The sequence below is a fragment of the Cobetia sp. PS-4MA genome, from assembly GCF_057670765.1.
The window spans coordinates 3908170-3925183 of sequence record NZ_CM173107.1; the positions used below are offsets into that span (position 1 = coordinate 3908170).

The 17014-nt window shown below is 64.6% G+C and carries 14 protein-coding genes; 8 read left to right on the top strand and 6 right to left on the bottom strand.

What is annotated here, in order from left to right:
• Positions 1–23: 23 nt before the first annotated feature.
• Positions 24–1604, bottom strand: a complete 1581-nt coding sequence (locus AC26AR_RS16485; RefSeq protein WP_141392234.1) for a BCCT family transporter — start codon at positions 1602–1604, stop codon at positions 24–26.
• Positions 1605–1898: 294 nt separating this feature from the next.
• Between AC26AR_RS16485 and AC26AR_RS16490 the strand changes: the two genes are divergently transcribed.
• Positions 1899–2900, top strand: coding sequence for a GlxA family transcriptional regulator (locus AC26AR_RS16490; protein ID WP_240499631.1), 1002 nt, complete (start codon positions 1899–1901; stop codon positions 2898–2900).
• A 115-nt stretch (positions 2901–3015) separates the two neighbouring features.
• Here the strand turns inward: AC26AR_RS16490 and AC26AR_RS16495 are convergent, their stop codons facing one another.
• Positions 3016–4203 (bottom strand): MFS transporter, encoded by a 1188-nt coding sequence (locus AC26AR_RS16495; protein ID WP_077379879.1) that lies wholly within the window; start codon positions 4201–4203, stop codon positions 3016–3018.
• A gap of 546 nt (positions 4204–4749) precedes the next feature.
• Here AC26AR_RS16495 and gmk point away from each other — a divergent pair.
• From gmk to AC26AR_RS16515, 4 genes are all read left to right on the top strand, one after another.
• Positions 4750–5406 (top strand): guanylate kinase, encoded by a 657-nt coding sequence (gmk, locus tag AC26AR_RS16500; protein ID WP_077380016.1) that lies wholly within the window; start codon positions 4750–4752, stop codon positions 5404–5406.
• 346 nt (positions 5407–5752) lie between these two features.
• Complete coding sequence (rpoZ, locus tag AC26AR_RS16505) at positions 5753–6004, top strand: DNA-directed RNA polymerase subunit omega (protein ID WP_077379876.1); 252 nt, start codon at positions 5753–5755, stop codon at positions 6002–6004.
• Positions 6005–6115: 111 nt separating this feature from the next.
• Entirely contained in the window at positions 6116–8281 is a 2166-nt protein-coding gene (locus tag AC26AR_RS16510) for a RelA/SpoT family protein (RefSeq protein WP_077379874.1), read from the top strand.
• 208 nt (positions 8282–8489) lie between these two features.
• Positions 8490–8879, top strand: coding sequence for a RidA family protein (locus AC26AR_RS16515; protein ID WP_077379872.1), 390 nt, complete (start codon positions 8490–8492; stop codon positions 8877–8879).
• A 211-nt stretch (positions 8880–9090) separates the two neighbouring features.
• Here the strand turns inward: AC26AR_RS16515 and AC26AR_RS16520 are convergent, their stop codons facing one another.
• A complete protein-coding gene (locus AC26AR_RS16520; protein WP_077379870.1) occupies positions 9091–9978 on the bottom strand; it encodes an NAD-dependent epimerase/dehydratase family protein in 888 nt (295 codons plus the stop codon).
• Between the two features lie 71 nt (positions 9979–10049).
• On the opposite strand from AC26AR_RS16520, the gene AC26AR_RS16525 reads away from it, so the two are divergent.
• Complete coding sequence (locus AC26AR_RS16525; RefSeq protein WP_077379868.1) at positions 10050–11015, top strand: hydrogen peroxide-inducible genes activator; 966 nt, start codon at positions 10050–10052, stop codon at positions 11013–11015.
• Entirely contained in the window at positions 11012–13153 is a 2142-nt protein-coding gene (recG, locus tag AC26AR_RS16530) for an ATP-dependent DNA helicase RecG (protein ID WP_488107339.1), read from the top strand. Before AC26AR_RS16525 ends, recG begins: the two co-directional genes overlap by 4 nt.
• Positions 13154–13233: 80 nt before the next feature.
• Here recG and yccS read toward each other — a convergent pair whose 3' ends face one another.
• Positions 13234–15486: a YccS family putative transporter gene (yccS, locus tag AC26AR_RS16535; RefSeq protein WP_084207716.1), complete on the bottom strand. Its 2253-nt coding sequence runs from the start codon at positions 15484–15486 to the stop codon at positions 13234–13236.
• Between the two features lie 202 nt (positions 15487–15688).
• On the opposite strand from yccS, the gene AC26AR_RS16540 reads away from it, so the two are divergent.
• Positions 15689–16105 carry a DUF2780 domain-containing protein gene (locus AC26AR_RS16540; protein WP_077379862.1) on the top strand — a complete coding sequence of 139 codons (417 nt, stop codon included), beginning with the start codon at positions 15689–15691 and terminating at the stop codon, positions 16103–16105.
• An 83-nt stretch (positions 16106–16188) separates the two neighbouring features.
• Here AC26AR_RS16540 and AC26AR_RS16545 read toward each other — a convergent pair whose 3' ends face one another.
• Both AC26AR_RS16545 and AC26AR_RS16550 read right to left on the bottom strand, forming a co-directional pair.
• Positions 16189–16545 carry a hypothetical protein gene (locus tag AC26AR_RS16545; RefSeq protein ID WP_136939521.1) on the bottom strand — a complete coding sequence of 119 codons (357 nt, stop codon included), beginning with the start codon at positions 16543–16545 and terminating at the stop codon, positions 16189–16191.
• Positions 16546–16723: 178 nt separating this feature from the next.
• Positions 16724–16999 (bottom strand): HU family DNA-binding protein, encoded by a 276-nt coding sequence (locus AC26AR_RS16550; protein WP_024952843.1) that lies wholly within the window; start codon positions 16997–16999, stop codon positions 16724–16726.
• Positions 17000–17014: the final 15 nt, after the last annotated feature.

The following is a 17014-nucleotide window of genomic DNA, read 5'->3' on the forward strand; positions in this document are numbered from 1 at the left end:
CCAGCCAAGGTCATGAGGATGAATCAGAGTCCTTGCTCGCGGGCCATCCTGCGCGCGATGCCGGGCGCATTCCACAGGCTCGGCAACAGGATCAGCGAGACCGGTACGGCGGTGACGACGATGAAGGATTGCAGCGCATTGATGCCGCCATCGCCCATCGAGATCAGCAAGGCTGCCACCACGCCCATGATCAGACTCCAGAACACGCGCACGCTGCGTGGTGGGTCGTCGTGCCCACTCATCACCATCGAGATGGCATACGTCATCGAGTCGCCAGTGGTGGCCACGAACAATGCCGACAGAATCAGGAACATCACGGACATGATGAAACCGAACGGCAGCTGCTGGGTGATGGCGATCAAGGCCGCCGACAGGTTGAAGCCGGTGAACGGGCCGGACACGCTGCCGGGATCGGCCAGCTCGAAGGCCAGGCCGCTGCCACCGAGAATGGTGAACCACACGCAGGTCGCCAGCGGCGACAGGAGAGTGATCAACCACACCATCTGGCGCAGCGTGCGGCCCCGCGAGATACGCGCGACCAGCATCGCCATCAGGGGCCCGAAACCGATGAACCAGCCCCAGAAGAACAGCGTCCAGCTGTTCAGCCACCCAGTGTCCGCGCGAAAGACCGCCATCGGCGCGATGTGTTTCAGGTAGTCCACCATGCCCAGCGGGAAGGCCTTGAGCAGGAATTCCGTCGGTCCCATGATCAGGATGAACAGCAACATCGCGCCGCCGATCAGCACATTGGCGCTGCTCAGGAATTGAATGCCGCGCATGACACCACTCACCGCTGACAGGGTGTAGACGGCGGTCAACATGGCCAACAGCACCAGTTGCGTCGTGTAGGTGTCGGGAATGCCGAACAGCGCGTTGAGCCCGAAGCTGAGCTGGATGCCGAGAAAGCCCACTGGCCCCACGGTGCCCGCGATGACCGCCAGCACGCAGCAGGCATCCACCAGCGCTCCCGCAGGTCCACGCATCACCCGGTCGCCGAACAGCGGATAGAGCAGCGTGCGCGGCTTGAGCGGCAGACCCTTCTCATAGTGGAGATGCATGAAGACCACGCCGGTCAGGCTGCCCAGAACTGCCCAGCCGAGAAATCCCCAGTGCATGAAGCTCTGCGCCAGCGCGTTGTAGGCAGCATCGAGATTGCCCACGGCGGCGTCCGGGCCGAACACCGGTGGCGGCGAGGTGAAGTGGGCGATCGGCTCCGCCGCTGCCCAGAAGACGCCACCCCCCGCCAGCAACGTGCACAGGATGGTCGCCATCCAGCGCGGCGTGGAAATGTCCGGCGTGTCCAGGCCACCCAGCACCACCCGTCCTGTGCGACCGAACGTCATGCCGATGGCGACAAGGAAGGTGGCGATCATCAGCGCCTGCCAATAGGCACCGAAGTAGGCGGTCGAGAGATCGAAGGCATGCTGGATGAGCGACGAGACGCCCTCGAGATTGACCAGTGCGGCGATCACGAACACCGCCATCACGCCACCGCTGAGGAGGAAGACGGGCCAGTCGAGGCCCCGGGAGGAAGCGCGGGAAACAGGGGTAGGGGCTGCTGAAGTTGCGGCGCCGGACGAAAGGGTCCGGGTGGTATCCGTCATTTATCTGCCTCTGGGCATGGTCTGATTAGCCGGGCAGTCTATCAGCCACACCCTTGGCATCGCTGTGACAAGTCCATGATTTTACTGCTGTGTTACGCGAAGTATCACCAAGCCCACAGCGGCATTACATTCTGCCCAACACAAGGACACCGGATTGCCACTCGCCGTGCCTGCCAACTCCTGAGAGGATGAAGCTGACACGTGAGGCATTGCCTGCCCCGCCCCCTCCTTCATCCGCGATAGTGCTCCCTCGATACCATGACATCGCCTCGCCGCCGTGATTTCACCCCCTCGATGAAACTGCGCAACCAGCGCCTGCTTCAGGACGTGACCTGCTCCCGGAGCGCACCGCTCGATGTGGCCTTCGTGCTGCTGGAGCACTTCTCCCTCCCCGCCTTCACCTCCGGACTGGATGCGCTGGTGACTGCCAATCTGCTCCGTGACGATCCCTTCTATCGCCTGCACACCTGTGGCCTGAACGATGGCAGCGTACGCAGCGATCTGGGCATCGACATCATGCCCGGCCTGACGCTTGCCGAGCTGGACCCTGCCCAGTGCGATCTGCTGATCGTGTGCGGAGGCTATCGCGTGATGCTGGAAGAGATCCCGAGGCTCAACGAGCTGCTGCGCCGTGCCGCCCAGCAGGGCTGTCGCCTGGGCAGTCTGTGGAACGGCAGCTACTTCCTGGCCTCGGCCGGGGTGATGGAGGGCCATCGTTGCACCATTCACCCCGAGAACGCGGCGCTGTTCAGCGAGACCTTCCCCGCGCTCGAGCTGTCCCGAGCCCCGCTGGTCGTCGAGGAAGCGCGTCTCAGCAGTGCCAGCGCCGCCAGTGCGCTGGACATGATGCTGGAAGGCATGCGTCAGCGTCACGGAGAGGATCTGGCGCGCAGCGTCGAGGAGATTCTGGCCTGCGAGCGCCCGGCCACGCCCAGTCCGTGGCATGTCGAGCAGACGCTGCCCGCACCGGACAGTCACCTTCCCGAGGCACTGCGCTCCATCCTGGAGTTGATGAGCAGCAACCTCGAGGAGCCGCTGAGCATGACCGACATCTCGCACTGCGTCTCCCTGTCGCGGCGCCAGATAGAGCGGCTTTTCACGCGACATCTGGATACCACGCCATCTCGCCATTATCTGGAGATGCGCCTGACACGCGCCCGCCAGCTGCTGACCCAGGGCAATGCCAGCATCACCGATGTCACCGTGGCCTGCGGCTTCGTCAGCACCACACATTTCAGTCACTGCTTCCGGGATTACTTCGGCATGTCACCGACGCGCGCTCGCCAGAGATGCTGACAGTCCCTTGCCACTGATGAGCCCCAGAAACGCAGAACGCCGCCCCGAAGGGCGGCGTTCTGCGTTGCGACGTCTTGTGCTCACGGGGCTTTCACGGCCTCGCTTCATGCCCACATCAGGCGGAAGCCGTCTGCAGCTCGCGGCGCTCATGGCGCTGCCCGAGCAGGAAGACGATCAAGCCGGCGATGGCCATGGCCACCCCGACCAGGCCGATGGAGGAGTGGGACGGGCCATACGCGAAGGCCAGGCCACCACACCAGGCGCCCAGCGCATTGGCGATGTTGAAGGCCGCGTGATTGAGGGTCGCCGCCATGGTCTGGGCGTCTTCCGCCACATCCATCAGGCGCATCTGCAGCGCCGGTGCCAGGCCGATGCCCGTGCCGACCAGTCCGACGAACAGGATACCGCTCCAGACACCGTCGGCGGCGAAGTAGAAGCCACCCTGTACCAGCGCGCTCCAGATCAGCACGGCAGGAATGGTGCGCATCAGGTCGATGTCCGCAGCACGGCTACCGATCAGGTTGCCGATGATGGTGCCTACCCCGAAGACGGCCAGCACCATCGGCACCAGATTCTGGGACAGTCCGGCCTGGACGTTGAGCGTCTCCACCGCATAGCTGTAGACACTGAACATGCCGCCGAAACCGATGCAGGCGATGCCGAGGGTATAGAGCACCCGCGGCTTGATCAGCGCGGCCAGCTCGGTCAGCGGCGTCGCGTTCTGATTGCCTGCCTGATAGGGCACGAAGCCACGCACCAGCACGGCCGTCGCCAGCGCCAGCAGGCCGACGAGGAGGAACGCGGAATGCCAACCGAACAGACTGCCGAACCAGGTCGCCGCTGGCGCCCCGATGAGAATCGCCACCGTCAGCCCCATCATCACGCGCCCGACGGCACGGCCACGCTCGCCGGCGGGAGCAGCATCCGCCGCCACCAGTGCGGCCACCCCCAGATAGACGCCATGCGGCAGCCCCGCGATGAAGCGCAGCGCGGCGAAGCTGGTCAGTGAGGGGGCCATCAGGCTGGCCACGTTGCTGAGCGCGAACAGCAGCATCAGGCCGATCAACAGGCCACGCCGCGGCAGGCGTGCGCCAAGCGCCGAGATCAGCGGAGCACCGACCACCACCCCCATCGCATAGGCGCTGATGGCATAGCCGACCTGCTGGGATGACACCTGAAAGTCCGCGGCGATGTTGGGCATCAGTCCCATGATCACGAATTCGGTAGTGCCGATGGCAAAGGCACCGAGTGCCAGCGCCAGTTCGGCGATGCGCGGATGGCGCGCAACGGGGGAGGCAGACATGTCCGGGTCTCCTGAAACTTGAAAGGGGATATCACCCGTGTCCGTGCTCATCCGCAGCACCGCTGACAGGTGCAGGCCACGAATGGCATTGCCTGCGCATGGCTGGCGCTACGCAAGGCAAAAGACCGCGCGCCATTCATCATCTGCCAGGAAGGCGGGAATGAATGGCGCGCGGGACAGGTAACAGGTGATGCGCTCGTGCGTGGCGTCTCTCTTGGACGCCTGCTGCACGTCATGGCGCTGCTCTATCGTCTGGCAAACGGTATTGCGGCACCCCCCCTCAAGTTGCCTTGGGCGAGGCGTCAGCAAACCGTGCGATCCCTCATGGGGCCGAGCCGACTCGCAGGCTGGCCGATGCTTGAGCGATCAATGAAATATACGACCATTGTTGCAGATAACGCCACGCCGGCCCAACCGATTCATCACGACAACTGTGGTGCCGGAAGTGCAACATCGGTACATGACACCGTCATGTCTGCCTGCAGCCCAAGCAGGGGTGAGTGTGCGATAATGCGCCGATTCAGCGACAGCAAGCGGATCCCTTCCATGTCTTCGACATCATCAGCACCCTCCACTGCCGCCAGCAACGCCCGTGGCACTCTCTACATCATTTCCGCGCCCTCCGGCGCCGGCAAGACCACACTGGTCAAGGCATTGCTGGAGCGCATGGACGGCATCGGCGTATCCGTCTCGCACACCACCCGCGGCCAGCGCCCGGGCGAGCAGGATGCCGTCAACTACCACTTCGTGGATGTCGATCACTTCAAGACGATGATCGAGCAGGGCGACTTCTTCGAGCACGCCCAGGTCTTCGACAACTTCTATGGCACCTCGCGTCCGGCGGTCGAAGCTCGCCTGAGCAAGGGCGAGGACGTCATCCTCGAGATCGACTGGCAAGGCGCCCAGCAGGTACGCGCCCAAGTGCCGGAAGCCGTCTCCATCTTCATCCTGCCGCCGTCGCGTGAAGCGCTGCTCGAGCGTCTGTCCGGCCGCGGTACCGATGGGGAAGACGTCATCGCCCGGCGCATGCGTGACGCCGTCAGCGAGATGTCCCACTACGACGAATACGACCTGATCGTCATCAACGATGATTTTACTCAGGCATTGGACGAGTTGTGCAGTCTGATCACCGCCGAACGCGCACGCCGCCCGCGCGTACAGGCGCGCCATGCCGCATTGCTGGACTCCCTGCTCGCCGGATGACGCCCGTGCACGAAGTCCAGGCATGACAAGGACTTGTTGCGGCCTACGGTGCTGATCATGCGCGCTCTGGTCGCTTACGCCGCCGAGAGCGCGCCATGTCGCGCCACCGGATAGCGCCCTACTTGTCACGCCACAAGGGCGTCGAGTAGACTCGATTCCCTTTCAGATTCATTGGCCGCTGCGCTGTCTCGCCCCTGGCGGGCTGGCGCAGCGGCATTGTGCTTGCGTCGTGTGCGAGATACTGTCAGATGATCAGGGTATGCGGCCCCTAGCGGTCGCGGCACTCTGCGCTGATTACACGCCGACAGCGAACCCCCGAATATCCCGCTATTGAAGGTGCACTGCCATGGCCCGCGTAACCGTAGAAGATTGCCTCGAGAACGTCGACAACCGCTTCCAGCTGGTGATGATCTCCACTCGTCGTGCCCGTCAGCTGTCACGTGGCAGCCGCAACGCCCAACTGCCGTGGGAAAACGACAAGCCGACCGTGCTGGCCCTGCGCGAAGTGGCGGCGGGTCTGGTCAACCGCGACATCCTGAATGAGCCGGTCGAAGCTCCGATCCAGCGCAAGCCGGTACTGCCGCAGATCGAGGACTGAGCCCCGGCTCTCCCTCTCCTGTACGTGTGCTGATCCGCACCTCCAACGTCGCGCCATCATGGCCATCACGCGGGGTGCGGGCCCGGAACCACCTTGAGCCAAGGCCGCTGAATGTTCACGATCGATGACCTGGCAGACCGCCTGGGCGGTTATCTTCCCGAGGAAGAGATCCGTCAGGTTAGGCGCGCCTTCTATTACGCCGAGCAGGCCCACGATGGCCAGCGCAGGCGTTCCGGTGAACCCTATGTGACCCACCCGCTGGCGGTGGCGAACATTCTCGCCAACATGCACATGGACCATCAGAGCCTGATGGCGGCCATGCTGCACGATGTCATCGAAGACACCAGCGTGACCTTCGAGGCACTGGCCGGCCAGTTCGGCGAGCCGGTGGCCTTGCTGGTCGATGGCGTCTCGAAGCTGACTCAGATCACCTTCGAGGACAAGGCAGTCGCTCAGGCCGAGAACTTCCAGAAGATGGTGCTGGCGATGTCCCAGGACATCCGCGTCATCATCGTCAAACTGGCCGACCGTCTCCACAACATGCGTACCCTCGGTGCCCTGCGCCCCGAGAAGAAGCGGCGCATCGCCCGTGAGACGCTCGAGATCTACGCCCGCGTCGCCAACCGCCTCGGTATCAACACCATCCGTGTCGAACTGGAAGATCTGTCCTTCCAGGCGCTGCACCCGATGCGCTCCGAACGCATCAAGCGTGCCGTCACCGCCGCGCGTGGCAATCGTCGTACCCTGATGCGCGAGATCCAGGCCAGCCTGCAGAACGCGCTGGAGCGCGATCAGCTGCCCGGCTCGGTGATCGGCCGTCAGAAGCATCTGCTGTCCATCTACCGCAAGATGCGTGACCAGCAGAAGCCCTTCAATGAACTGATGGACGTGTTCGGCTTCCGCATCATCACTGATGACGTGGACAGCTGCTATCGCATCCTCGGCGTGGTGCACAATCTCTACAAGCCGGTACCGGGACGCTTCAAGGATTACATCGCGATCCCCAAGGCCAATGGCTACCAGAGTCTGCACACCACGCTGTTCGGCATGAACGGCATGCCCATCGAGGTGCAGATCCGCACCCGCGAGATGGAAGCGATGGCCAACAACGGCATCGCGGCCCACTGGCTGTACAAGGCCGGGCAGACCGACCGTCCCATCGGCGCCGGCAGCCACGCGCGTGCCCGCGAGTGGGTACGCGGCCTGCTCGAGATGCAACGCCATGCCGGCAACTCGCTGGAATTCATCGAGCACGTCAAGAACGACCTGTTCCCCGATGATACCTACGTGTTCACCCCCAAGGGCGACATCATGGAGCTGCCGCGCGGTGCGACGGCGGTCGATTTCGCCTATGCGGTGCACACCGATGTCGGCAACAGCTGCATCGCCTGTCGCATCGATCGTCATCTGGCGCCGCTATCCTCGCCACTGGAGAGCGGCCAGACCGTCGAGGTCATCACCGCACCGGGTGCCAAGCCCAATCTGGCGTGGCTCAACTTCGTCACCACCGCCAAGGCGCGTTCCGCCATTCGCCACTACCTCAAGCATCAGCAGCGCAGCGAGTCCGTGGCATTGGGCCAGCGCCTGCTGATCAAGGCACTCGCCGGCCTGGACATCACCCTCGAACAGCTGCCGCCCCAGCGCCTGGATACCCTGGCGGCGGAGCTTGAGCTGGAAGGCGGGCGTGATGATCTGCTCGAGTCCATAGGTCTCGGTACCCGCGCCGCCTACAGCGTGGCGCAGAGCCTGCTGAACGACAGGATGAGTCCCGCGGCACAGCAGCCCAAGTTCTCGGCCAAGGATGGCAACGTCCAGCCGGAGGACAGTGGCATCGGGCCGATGCAAGTCAGTGGCGGCGACAGCATGGTCACCAGCTATGCACGCTGCTGCCACCCGCTGCCGGGAGAGCCCATCATGGGCCACCTGTCAGCCGGCAAGGGCCTGGTGGTCCATCGTCAGGAATGCAGCAATCTGACCGAGCTGGCCAGCGATCCGGAGCGTGTCTTCCCGCTGACCTGGGCCGAGCAGATCGAAGGCGACTTCACCGTCGCCCTGCGCATCGAAGCCCAGACCCAGCGCGGGCTGATCGCCGAGCTGGCCGAACTCGTCACCGACGCGGAAGCCAATATCGAACGCATCGGCATCGAGGAGCGCGACGCTCACCTGGCCATCGTCAATCTGACCCTGGCAGTACGTGATCGCATTCACCTGGCACGCATCATCAAGCGCATGCGCAACCTGTTGCACGTGGAGCGCATTACCCGCGTCATCAGTTGATCGGATTCAAGGCCGCGTCGTTCGCCACCGGCGGGCGGCGCGGTTTTCGTTTTTGGGACTTCCGCAAGGTCGTCCATGGACACGACGGGCCTCTGCCCGACACCTCGCCGAGACAGGCGAGCAGCGCACTCACAAACACAATCGCAATTCACTGTCACAAGGCAACTGGCACAAGACCAGTAGGAAAGACAGTCACAAGGAGCACAACATGAGCAATCGCGCGATCATCAACACCGACAAGGCACCCGCTGCCATCGGGCCGTACTCCCAGGCCATCAAGGCGGGCAACACCGTCTATCTCTCCGGCCAGATTCCGCTGGACCCGCAGACGATGGAAGTCGTCGAAGGCGGTATCGAGGCGCAGGCGCGTCAGGTGTTCACCAACCTGAGCGCCGTGTGTGAAGAGGCCGCCGGCAGCCTGGGCGATATCGTCAAGCTCAACCTCTACCTGACGGACCTCGATGACTTCGCTCGCGTCAACGCGGTGATGGAAGAGTTCTTCAGCGCGCCCTTCCCGGCGCGTGCCGCCGTCGGCGTCAAGGCACTGCCCAAGGGCGTGGCCTTCGAAGCCGAAGGCGTGATGGTCATCGGCGACTGATCACGGTGGATCTTGCCGCCTGATCTGCCGAAACGTCAGACCTGCTGAAACGTGGTCTGCTGAAACGACAGTGCCCGCCCCGGAAACCCGGGGCGGGCACTGTCAGTTATCGGGCCAGGCAGCCTTGGCTCCCGGCGCCTCGACTTGTCCACAGCCGGTCAGGATGCGTCACGCGCGACCTCCTGTGGACAAGTCAATCGCCGTGCGGCGCTCAGCGTCCGGAAAGCTCGCTCTCCGGTACCGTCACGCCATGCTCCTTGAGCACCTCGGCATAGCCCTCGCGGAAGGTCGGGTAACGGAAGCGATAGCCACTCTCGAGCAGCAGCGCATTGCCGCAGCGCTTGCTGGAGCGACGCCGCAGCGGCGACTGGATCACCTCGGTGGATTCGACCTTGAGCTGACGTGCCAACCACGCCATCACCTCGTGCAGCGGTGCACCATCACAGTCGGTGGCCAGGTAGATCGGCTCGACCGGCTTGCCCTCGAGACTCAGTGCGATCAGGTGCGCCAGCACCCCCGCGCAGTCGTCACGATGGATGCGGTTGGAGTAGAGTGGCGGATTGCTGGCGGCGATGCGCCCATCGCGCGCCTGACGGATCAGCATGTCGCGACCCGGCCCGTAGATACCGGAGAAGCGCACCACGGTGCCATTGAGCGAGGAGTCGAGCAGGACCTGCTCGCCTTCCCGCATCAGCTGCCCCGAGAAGCTGGTGGCGTCGGTGGGGGACTGCTCGTCGACCTCTTCGCCTTCCTTCTGGGCGTAGACGGAGGTCGAGGACACGAAGAATACGCGTGTCGGCGGGTTGGCACGCGATTCCAGCTCCGCGACCAGCGCACGAATGCCATCGACGTAGGCGGCCCGATAGGCGTCTTCGTCGAAGTGGTCAGCGCTCAGCACGTGTACCACGGTGTCGGCATCTGGCAAGCTGGCCAGAGCACCTTCCGCGGTGATGTCCAGTGCCAGCGTCTCGATACCGAGATCCGCCAGCCTGGACACATCGCGTCTGACACCGATGACGTGCTGATCGGCCTTGAGCAGCTCGCGCGCCAGCGCGCTGCCAACGTCGCCACAACCGAGGATGAGACTCGTCTTCTTCACCTTTGCCGTGCTCCTTGGTAAAACGAATCGGTACCCACCGCATCCCAGGATGCCAGTTCCGGGCAGGAATCATGACTCTAACAGAACTCCGCTACATCGTAACCTTGGCCCAGGAGCGTCATTTCGGACGCGCCGCAGAGCGCTGCTTCGTCTCGCAGCCGACCCTGTCGGTGGCCGTCAAGAAGCTGGAAGAGGAGCTGGGAGTCGCACTGTTCGAGCGTTCCAAGTCCACCGTACAGGTCACACCGCTCGGCGAGAAGATCGTTCAGCAGGCCCAGCGCGTGCTGGAACAGTCCAGCGTGATCAAGGAGCTGGCCAATGCCGGCAAGGATCAGCTCTCCAGCCCGTTGCGCATCGGCGCCATCTATACCATTGGACCTTACCTGTTTCCGCATCTGGTGCCGGAACTGACGCGGCGTGCGCCGAAGATGCCGCTCTACATCGAGGAAGGCATGACCGGCGATCTGCGCCGCAAGCTCAGAAACGGTGAGCTGGACATCATCATCGTGGCGCTGCCCTTCACCGAGACCGACGTGCTGACCAAGACGCTCTACGAAGAACCCTTCGAGGTGCTGTTGCCGTCGGGTCACGCGCTGCTCGAACAGGACAGCATCGCCAAGGAGCAATTGATCAATGAGCGTCTGCTGATGCTGGGCGAGGGCCACTGCTTCCGTGATCAGATTCTCGAGGCGTGTCCGGCCATCGGCCATCAGATCAACAATCCCGAGAATACCCTGATCGCCGAGGGGGGCTCGCTGGAGACCATTCGTCACATGGTCGCCTCAGGCCTCGGTATCACCGTGCTGCCCTACTCGGCCACCGGTACCGGCCATTACGAGAGCGGCGTGCTCGAGACACGGCCCTTCAAGGACCCCGCCCCCAGCCGCAGCGTGGCCCTGGCATGGCGTGCCAGCTTCCCGCGCCCCAAGGCGATTGACGTGATCAGCCAGGCGATCGCCGAGTGCTCGACCCGCGCCCGCCAGAGCAACGAGAACGGCATGCAGGGTTCCGCTTCCCAGAGCCACGAACCGGCATGAGCAGGGCGGGCACGGACGCCTCATCTGCCGGGCCCGCCAGCGCCGGTGTCTTTGCCACCGGCGCGCTGGCGCAACCGCTGGACAGCCTGAGCGGGGTCGGCCCCGCGCTGAACGAAAAGCTGTCGCGGCTGGGACTGGAGCGCGTGGCGGACCTGCTCTTCCACCTGCCGCTGCGTTATCAGGACAGGACTCGCGTCACCCCCATCGGCACGCTCAAGAGCGGCATGGAGGCCGTGGTGGAAGGCGAGGTGACGGCCTGCGACATCGTCAAGGGTCGCCGGCGCAGCCTGCTGGTGCGCCTGCGCGATGGCAGCGGCATCCTCAGTCTGCGCTTCTTCCACTTCTCTCCCGCCCAGCAACAGCAGTTCCAGCGTGGCCACAGCGTGCGCTGCTTCGGCGAGGCGCGTGCCGGGGCCACCGGTCTCGAGATCTATCATCCGGAATACCGTCTGCTCGGTCAGGGCGCGGCCCCAGTGGAAGACCACCTCACCCCCATCTATCCGGCCACCGAAGGACTCAATCAGGCGCGCCTGCGCGGCTTGATCGGCCAGGCCCTCAAGCAGCTCGAGGAGACGCCCCATGAGCTGCCGGACCTGATCCCCGAGGCCCTGCGCGCACGCTTTCGCCTGCCCGGGGTGATCGAGTGCCTGCGTTTCCTGCATGAGCCGCCGCCGGATGCGCCCGTCGATCAGATGAGCGACGGCGTGCATCCCAGTCAGCGGCGTCTCGCCCAGGAAGAGCTGCTCGCCCATCAGCTGAGCCTGCGGCAGGTGCGAGCGCGCATCCAGCAGGATGGCGCCCCCTCGTTGAGCGCCAGCGGTGGCCTGAGCACCCGCTTTCTTGCCCAGTTGCCCTTCTCGCTGACCGGCGCCCAACGCCGTGTGCTGGATGAGGTACGCCGTGACCTGGCGCGCGAAGTGCCGATGCTGCGCCTGGTGCAGGGCGACGTGGGCTCGGGCAAGACGGTGGTGGCGGCAATGGCGGCTCTGATCGCCATCGGTGGCGGCTGTCAGGCCGCCTTGATGGCCCCCACCGAGATTCTCGCCGAGCAGCACTATCGCAACTTCCGCGAATGGCTGGAGCCGCTGGGCATCGAGGTCGCGTGGCTGGCCGGCAAGCTCAAGGGCAAGGCGCGGCTGGATGCCAAGGCGGCCATCGCTGATGGCCGGGCACGCATGGTGGTCGGGACTCACGCGCTGTTCCAGGCCGACGTGACCTTCCAGCGCCTGGGGCTGGCGATCGTCGATGAGCAGCATCGCTTCGGCGTGCATCAGCGTCTCGCCTTGCGCGAGAAGGGCGAGGCCGGCGGCCTGACCCCCCATCAGCTGATCATGACCGCCACGCCGATCCCGCGCACTCTGGCGATGAGCGCCTACGCGGATCTCGATCTCTCGGTGATCGACGAGCTTCCCCCGGGACGTACCCCGGTGCAGACCGTGGCAGTGGCCGACCCGCGGCGCCCCGAGGTGGTCGAGCGCATTCGCGCCGCCTGCGCCGAGGGTCGTCAGGCCTATTGGGTATGCACGCTGATCGAGGAATCCGAGGTGATGACCTGTCAGGCCGCCGAGGTGACGCGTGACGAGCTGACCGAGGCGTTGCCGGAGCTGTCCATCGGTCTGGTGCACGGCCGCATGAAGGCGGCCGAGAAGGCCGAGGTGATGGCGGCGTTCAAGGAAGGCGAACATGACCTGCTGGTGGCCACCACGGTGATCGAGGTCGGGGTCGATGTGCCGAATGCCAGCCTGATGGTGATCGACAACCCCGAGCGTCTCGGCCTGTCGCAGCTGCACCAGCTACGCGGGCGTGTCGGGCGTGGCAGCACCGAGAGCTTCTGCGTGCTGCTCTATCACCCGCCGCTCTCTCAGCACTCCAGGCAACGCCTGGCGGTGATGCGCGAGACCACCGACGGCTTCAAGATCGCCGAGAAGGACCTGGAGCTGCGCGGGCCTGGCGAAGTGCTGGGCACGCGTCAGACGGGACTGGCGGGGATGAAGATCGCCGATCTCGAGCGTGACAGTGACCTGATCGCCCCGACTACCACCCTGGCCGACGCCATTCTCACTGAGGCCCCCCAGGCCGCGGAGCCCCTGATCCGCCGCTGGCTGGGGGAGGCGGCTGGCCAATACGGCGCCGTCTGAGCGCCCTGCCCACCTGTCCCCCAACGCACTCGTTCACCTGGTCACTCGTTCACTTGGCCACTTGCCAGCCGCGCCAGCCCTCAGCTGGCGCGGCTGGCCTTGATCAGCTGGGTGCCGGCACTTTCCAGCGGCTGCAACAGCCGCAGCACCAGAATCAGCTGTGACAGCGCCAGGCGCCCGGTGGTGGACTCGACCTGCTCGATCTCGGCCTCCAGCGCCGCGATCTCATGATCGCTTTCCAGCGTGAGGGTGATCTCGCCGCCCGCCTCCAGCTGCTCACCCAATGTCGTCAGCTGCTGACTCAGACGCTCGCCATGGCGCAACAGCGTCTCGATGCCGCTGCTGGCGGACGAGGTGGATTCCAGCTCGCCACGATGCGCCGCCAATGCCGACAGATACCCCAGCGCGGTATGGGCATGGAGCAGGAAGCCGAAGCCCGGTTCCACGTCACGCCGGAAATGGCCCGGCTCCTTGCGCGCCGTCGCCAGCAGGCTCGAGAAGGCGGCGTCGGCATTGTGGGCATTGCGCCGCGCCAGGCGGTAGGCCAGGTCATCGCGCTTGCCGTGACGATACTGGGACAGCACCTCCCCCAGATAGCGCCCGCTGGTCTTGAGGCTGACACCGGCCTGACGATAGAGCTTGCGGCCCTGCCAGTCCGGCAGGATCAACACCACGGAAAGCCCCGCCAGCAGGCCACCGACCAGCGTATCGAACAGTCGCGGCCAGATGAGATCGAAGCCATCACCGACCTGGTTGAAGCAGGCCAGCACCATCAGGGTGATGGCCGCCGTCGCCAGGGTGTAGCGTGACCCGCGCGTGGCGAAGAACAGCACCCCCGCGACCACGGCGATGCCGGCCTGGAGGGTGGGGGCCGGGAACAGGCTGATCAGCGCCCAGCCAGCCAGCAGGCCGATCAAGGTACCGACGATGCGCTGAGCCAGGGTGCGCCGGGTATCGCCGAAGCTGGGCCGGCAGACGAACAGCCCCGTCAGCAGAATCCAGTAGCCCTGGGTCGGGTGGACCGCCAGCAGCACGCCATAGCCGGCCACCAGGGTCGCGGTCAGGCGCAGCGAGTGACGGAAGATCGGCGAGCGCGGGGTCAGATGGCTGCGAATGCGCTCGAGCATGTCCCGCGTGCCGTGAGGCGAGCGGTCCAGCAGGCTGTTGTCGCTTTCGCTGCTGCTGGCTTCCAGATCGCCGAGTCGCTCGATCTGCCCTTCGATCAACCGCAGGTTGCCCGCCAGCGCCTCCAGCGCCTGCATCAGATGACGCCATTCAGGACGATGCTGCTGCTTGAGATACTCGAGCGAGGCGTTGAGGTCTTCCAGCGCCTGCTGGCTGTCACTGGCCTCGAAGGGCTGACGCATCAGCAGCGCCCGGCCCAGCCCCTTGCAGGCGCCGCCCTGCTGCTCCAGCAGGCGCTGACAGCGGAACAGGATATCGTGGTGGAAGAAGGCATCACTGAGCTGGCCATAGGGGTAATGGCTCGAACTGGCCCGCTCATGAAGATCCTGGGCGATGAAGTAGAGCCGCAGGTAGCGATCCAGCTTGCTGGTGTCGCGCCGCCCGGCGAGACGCCGGAAGACCATCTCCTTGGTCTGGTTGAGCGCCACGACCACGCGACCATTCTGCTCCGCCAGCGCCAGACGACGCGCCGAGCGATCCACGTTGCGCAGTGGCTCGAACAGTTGAGCCTTGAGAATCAGATAGCGGCCCAGTTCACGGTAGAGGGTCGCCATGCTGTGCTTGAGCGGCTGACGCGAGAACAGCGCGCACCACAATACCGACAGCAGGCCATACCAGGTCGCGCCGATCACCAGCAGCAACGGCTGGACCAGATTGATGCCCAGTCCCGGCTCACGCAGCCACTCGGGCAGGCTGCGTTCCAGCAGCGCGATCTGCCCATCGCCATGCTGCTGCTCGAGACTGATCATGGTGTACACGGCCAGAATCAGCGAGGCGCGGGCGATGGCCCCGTAGCGGGCATCGATCGCCGCCAGCATCGGCAGGGTGAAGGTGGCCAGCGCCAGGCCGATCACGAAGGGCAGCGGCATGCCGAACAGCAGCTCCACCGAGACGGCGGCGATGCTGAAGCAGGCCAGCGTCATTCCCAGCGCGCGCAGTCGCCCGCGCCAATGGTCATCCGTTTCCGCCAGTCCCGAGGCAATCACGCCGAGAAACAGCGGGATCACCAGCGCCATCTCGTCCAGCCAGAACCCTACCGCCATCACACCGCCCAGCGCGATGAGCATGCGCAGCGAATAGCTGAAGGCATCCAGCGTCCACAGTCGACGCAGGGAGTGGATGAGCGAGTGTTGCAGGGAGCGTGTCATGAAGTGTTCCGTGACCAGGGCGCGAGCAGCGCATTAGACTTTAGATTTATGCCGCTAGCATACCACCCTGTTCTGCCGTGTCCGATAGCTCCGGCTCACACAAGCGTTGGCAAGCGCTTCAGGCGCCAAACTCTCCGTCCGTGCCACTCTACCCACTCATGCTACCCACTCATGCCTACCCCGGATTTCATGGAGAATACCGATGCACCCACTCATCGAACGTGTCACTGGCGCCCTCGGGCTGTCACCGGAGATTGCCGAACAGGCGGTCGGCCTCATTCTCAAGTTCGTGCGTGAACAGGGCCCGGATGGGCCGGCGGCATCACTGCTGGGGGCCATTCCGGGCGCCGAAGGGTTGATCGGCAGCGCTGGCGAGGAAGCCGCCGAGTCCGGGGGCGGTGGCCTCATGGGCGGCCTGATGGGGGCGGTCAGTGCATTCACCGGAGGCAGCGGAGGGGGAGCACTGGAGCTGGGCCAGAAGCTGATGGGACTGGACCTGAACATGGATCAGGCACGTGGCGTGGCCGATGAGACGCTGAGCTATGCGCGCGAGCAAGCCGGCGATGGTGTGGTCGACCAGGTCATCGAGGGCATCCCGGGCCTCAAGCATCTGCTGTGACACCTTGCGTGCCCTCACGAAAAACGCCCCGCTGAGCAGATCAGCGGGGCGTTTTTTTCGGTCACTACGGCATGGCCGTCGGTTCAGCGAATCCGCTTGAGCAATGACTGCAGACGATTGAGCTGGGCGGAATCCCCGACCAGACGCACGCGCTGCTCCATCATGCCATTCAAGAAGGCCTTGGGAGACGGCTTGAGCAGGAAGGCCACCGCACTCTCAGCCTCCGCGAAGCGCAGCTCAAGCTCCGTATCCACCGGCAGACCGGTGCCGGAGGTCACACCTTCCCGAGACATCCGATAATGACGCGCGATGCTCAGATCCTCCGTGGCAACGCCCCAATCCAGCGAACGCGTCTCGAGCTGAGCGCGAAATTCGGGGTCGCGCCGGAAGGCACGCTTGAGCAGCAGGCCCAGTACCCACAACAGCAACTTGAGCTTCATGGCGTCAATCCTTCCTTGAGAGGCGGCACGGTCAAGCGGTCAGCCGCGAACAGCCATCGATACCGTCCATGACAAAATGCCACCGGGCCCGAGTGGCGGAGCCGGTGGCATCGATACTGACATCGGGCAAGCATGGCGGGCCGCCACGCCAGCAGGGGCGCGGCGGCGTGGACCAGACTTACTTGGTCACCGCATCCTTCAATGACTTGCCCGGCTTGAAGGCCACTGTCTTGCTGGCCGGGATGGTCAGGGGTTTGCCTGTCTGGGGGTTCTTGCCGGTACGCGCTGCACGCTGACGCACCGTGAAGGAGCCAAAACCAATCAATGAAACATCGTTGCCCTTGGCGACCGTGTGGGTGATCTCGTCGAGAATCACGTTCAACACCTGACTAGCCTTGTCCTTGGACAGATCCGCACGCTCGGCGATGGCCGCAGCGAGTTCTGGCTTGCGCATGAAAAGCCCTCCTGG

Coding starts and splice junctions, on each gene's coding strand:
- AC26AR_RS16525 (WP_077379868.1), top strand. CDS start 10,050: ATGACTCTAACAGAACTCCGCTACATCGTAACCTTGGCCCAGGAGCGT.
- yccS (WP_084207716.1), bottom strand. CDS start 15,486: ATGACACGCTCCCTGCAACACTCGCTCATCCACTCCCTGCGTCGACTG.
- recG (WP_488107339.1), top strand. CDS start 11,012: ATGAGCAGGGCGGGCACGGACGCCTCATCTGCCGGGCCCGCCAGCGCC.
- AC26AR_RS16485 (WP_141392234.1), bottom strand. CDS start 1,604: ATGACGGATACCACCCGGACCCTTTCGTCCGGCGCCGCAACTTCAGCA.
- AC26AR_RS16545 (WP_136939521.1), bottom strand. CDS start 16,545: ATGAAGCTCAAGTTGCTGTTGTGGGTACTGGGCCTGCTGCTCAAGCGT.
- rpoZ (WP_077379876.1), top strand. CDS start 5,753: ATGGCCCGCGTAACCGTAGAAGATTGCCTCGAGAACGTCGACAACCGC.
- AC26AR_RS16550 (WP_024952843.1), bottom strand. CDS start 16,999: ATGCGCAAGCCAGAACTCGCTGCGGCCATCGCCGAGCGTGCGGATCTG.
- AC26AR_RS16540 (WP_077379862.1), top strand. CDS start 15,689: ATGCACCCACTCATCGAACGTGTCACTGGCGCCCTCGGGCTGTCACCG.
- AC26AR_RS16490 (WP_240499631.1), top strand. CDS start 1,899: ATGAAACTGCGCAACCAGCGCCTGCTTCAGGACGTGACCTGCTCCCGG.
- gmk (WP_077380016.1), top strand. CDS start 4,750: ATGTCTTCGACATCATCAGCACCCTCCACTGCCGCCAGCAACGCCCGT.
- AC26AR_RS16515 (WP_077379872.1), top strand. CDS start 8,490: ATGAGCAATCGCGCGATCATCAACACCGACAAGGCACCCGCTGCCATC.
- AC26AR_RS16510 (WP_077379874.1), top strand. CDS start 6,116: ATGTTCACGATCGATGACCTGGCAGACCGCCTGGGCGGTTATCTTCCC.
- AC26AR_RS16495 (WP_077379879.1), bottom strand. CDS start 4,203: ATGTCTGCCTCCCCCGTTGCGCGCCATCCGCGCATCGCCGAACTGGCG.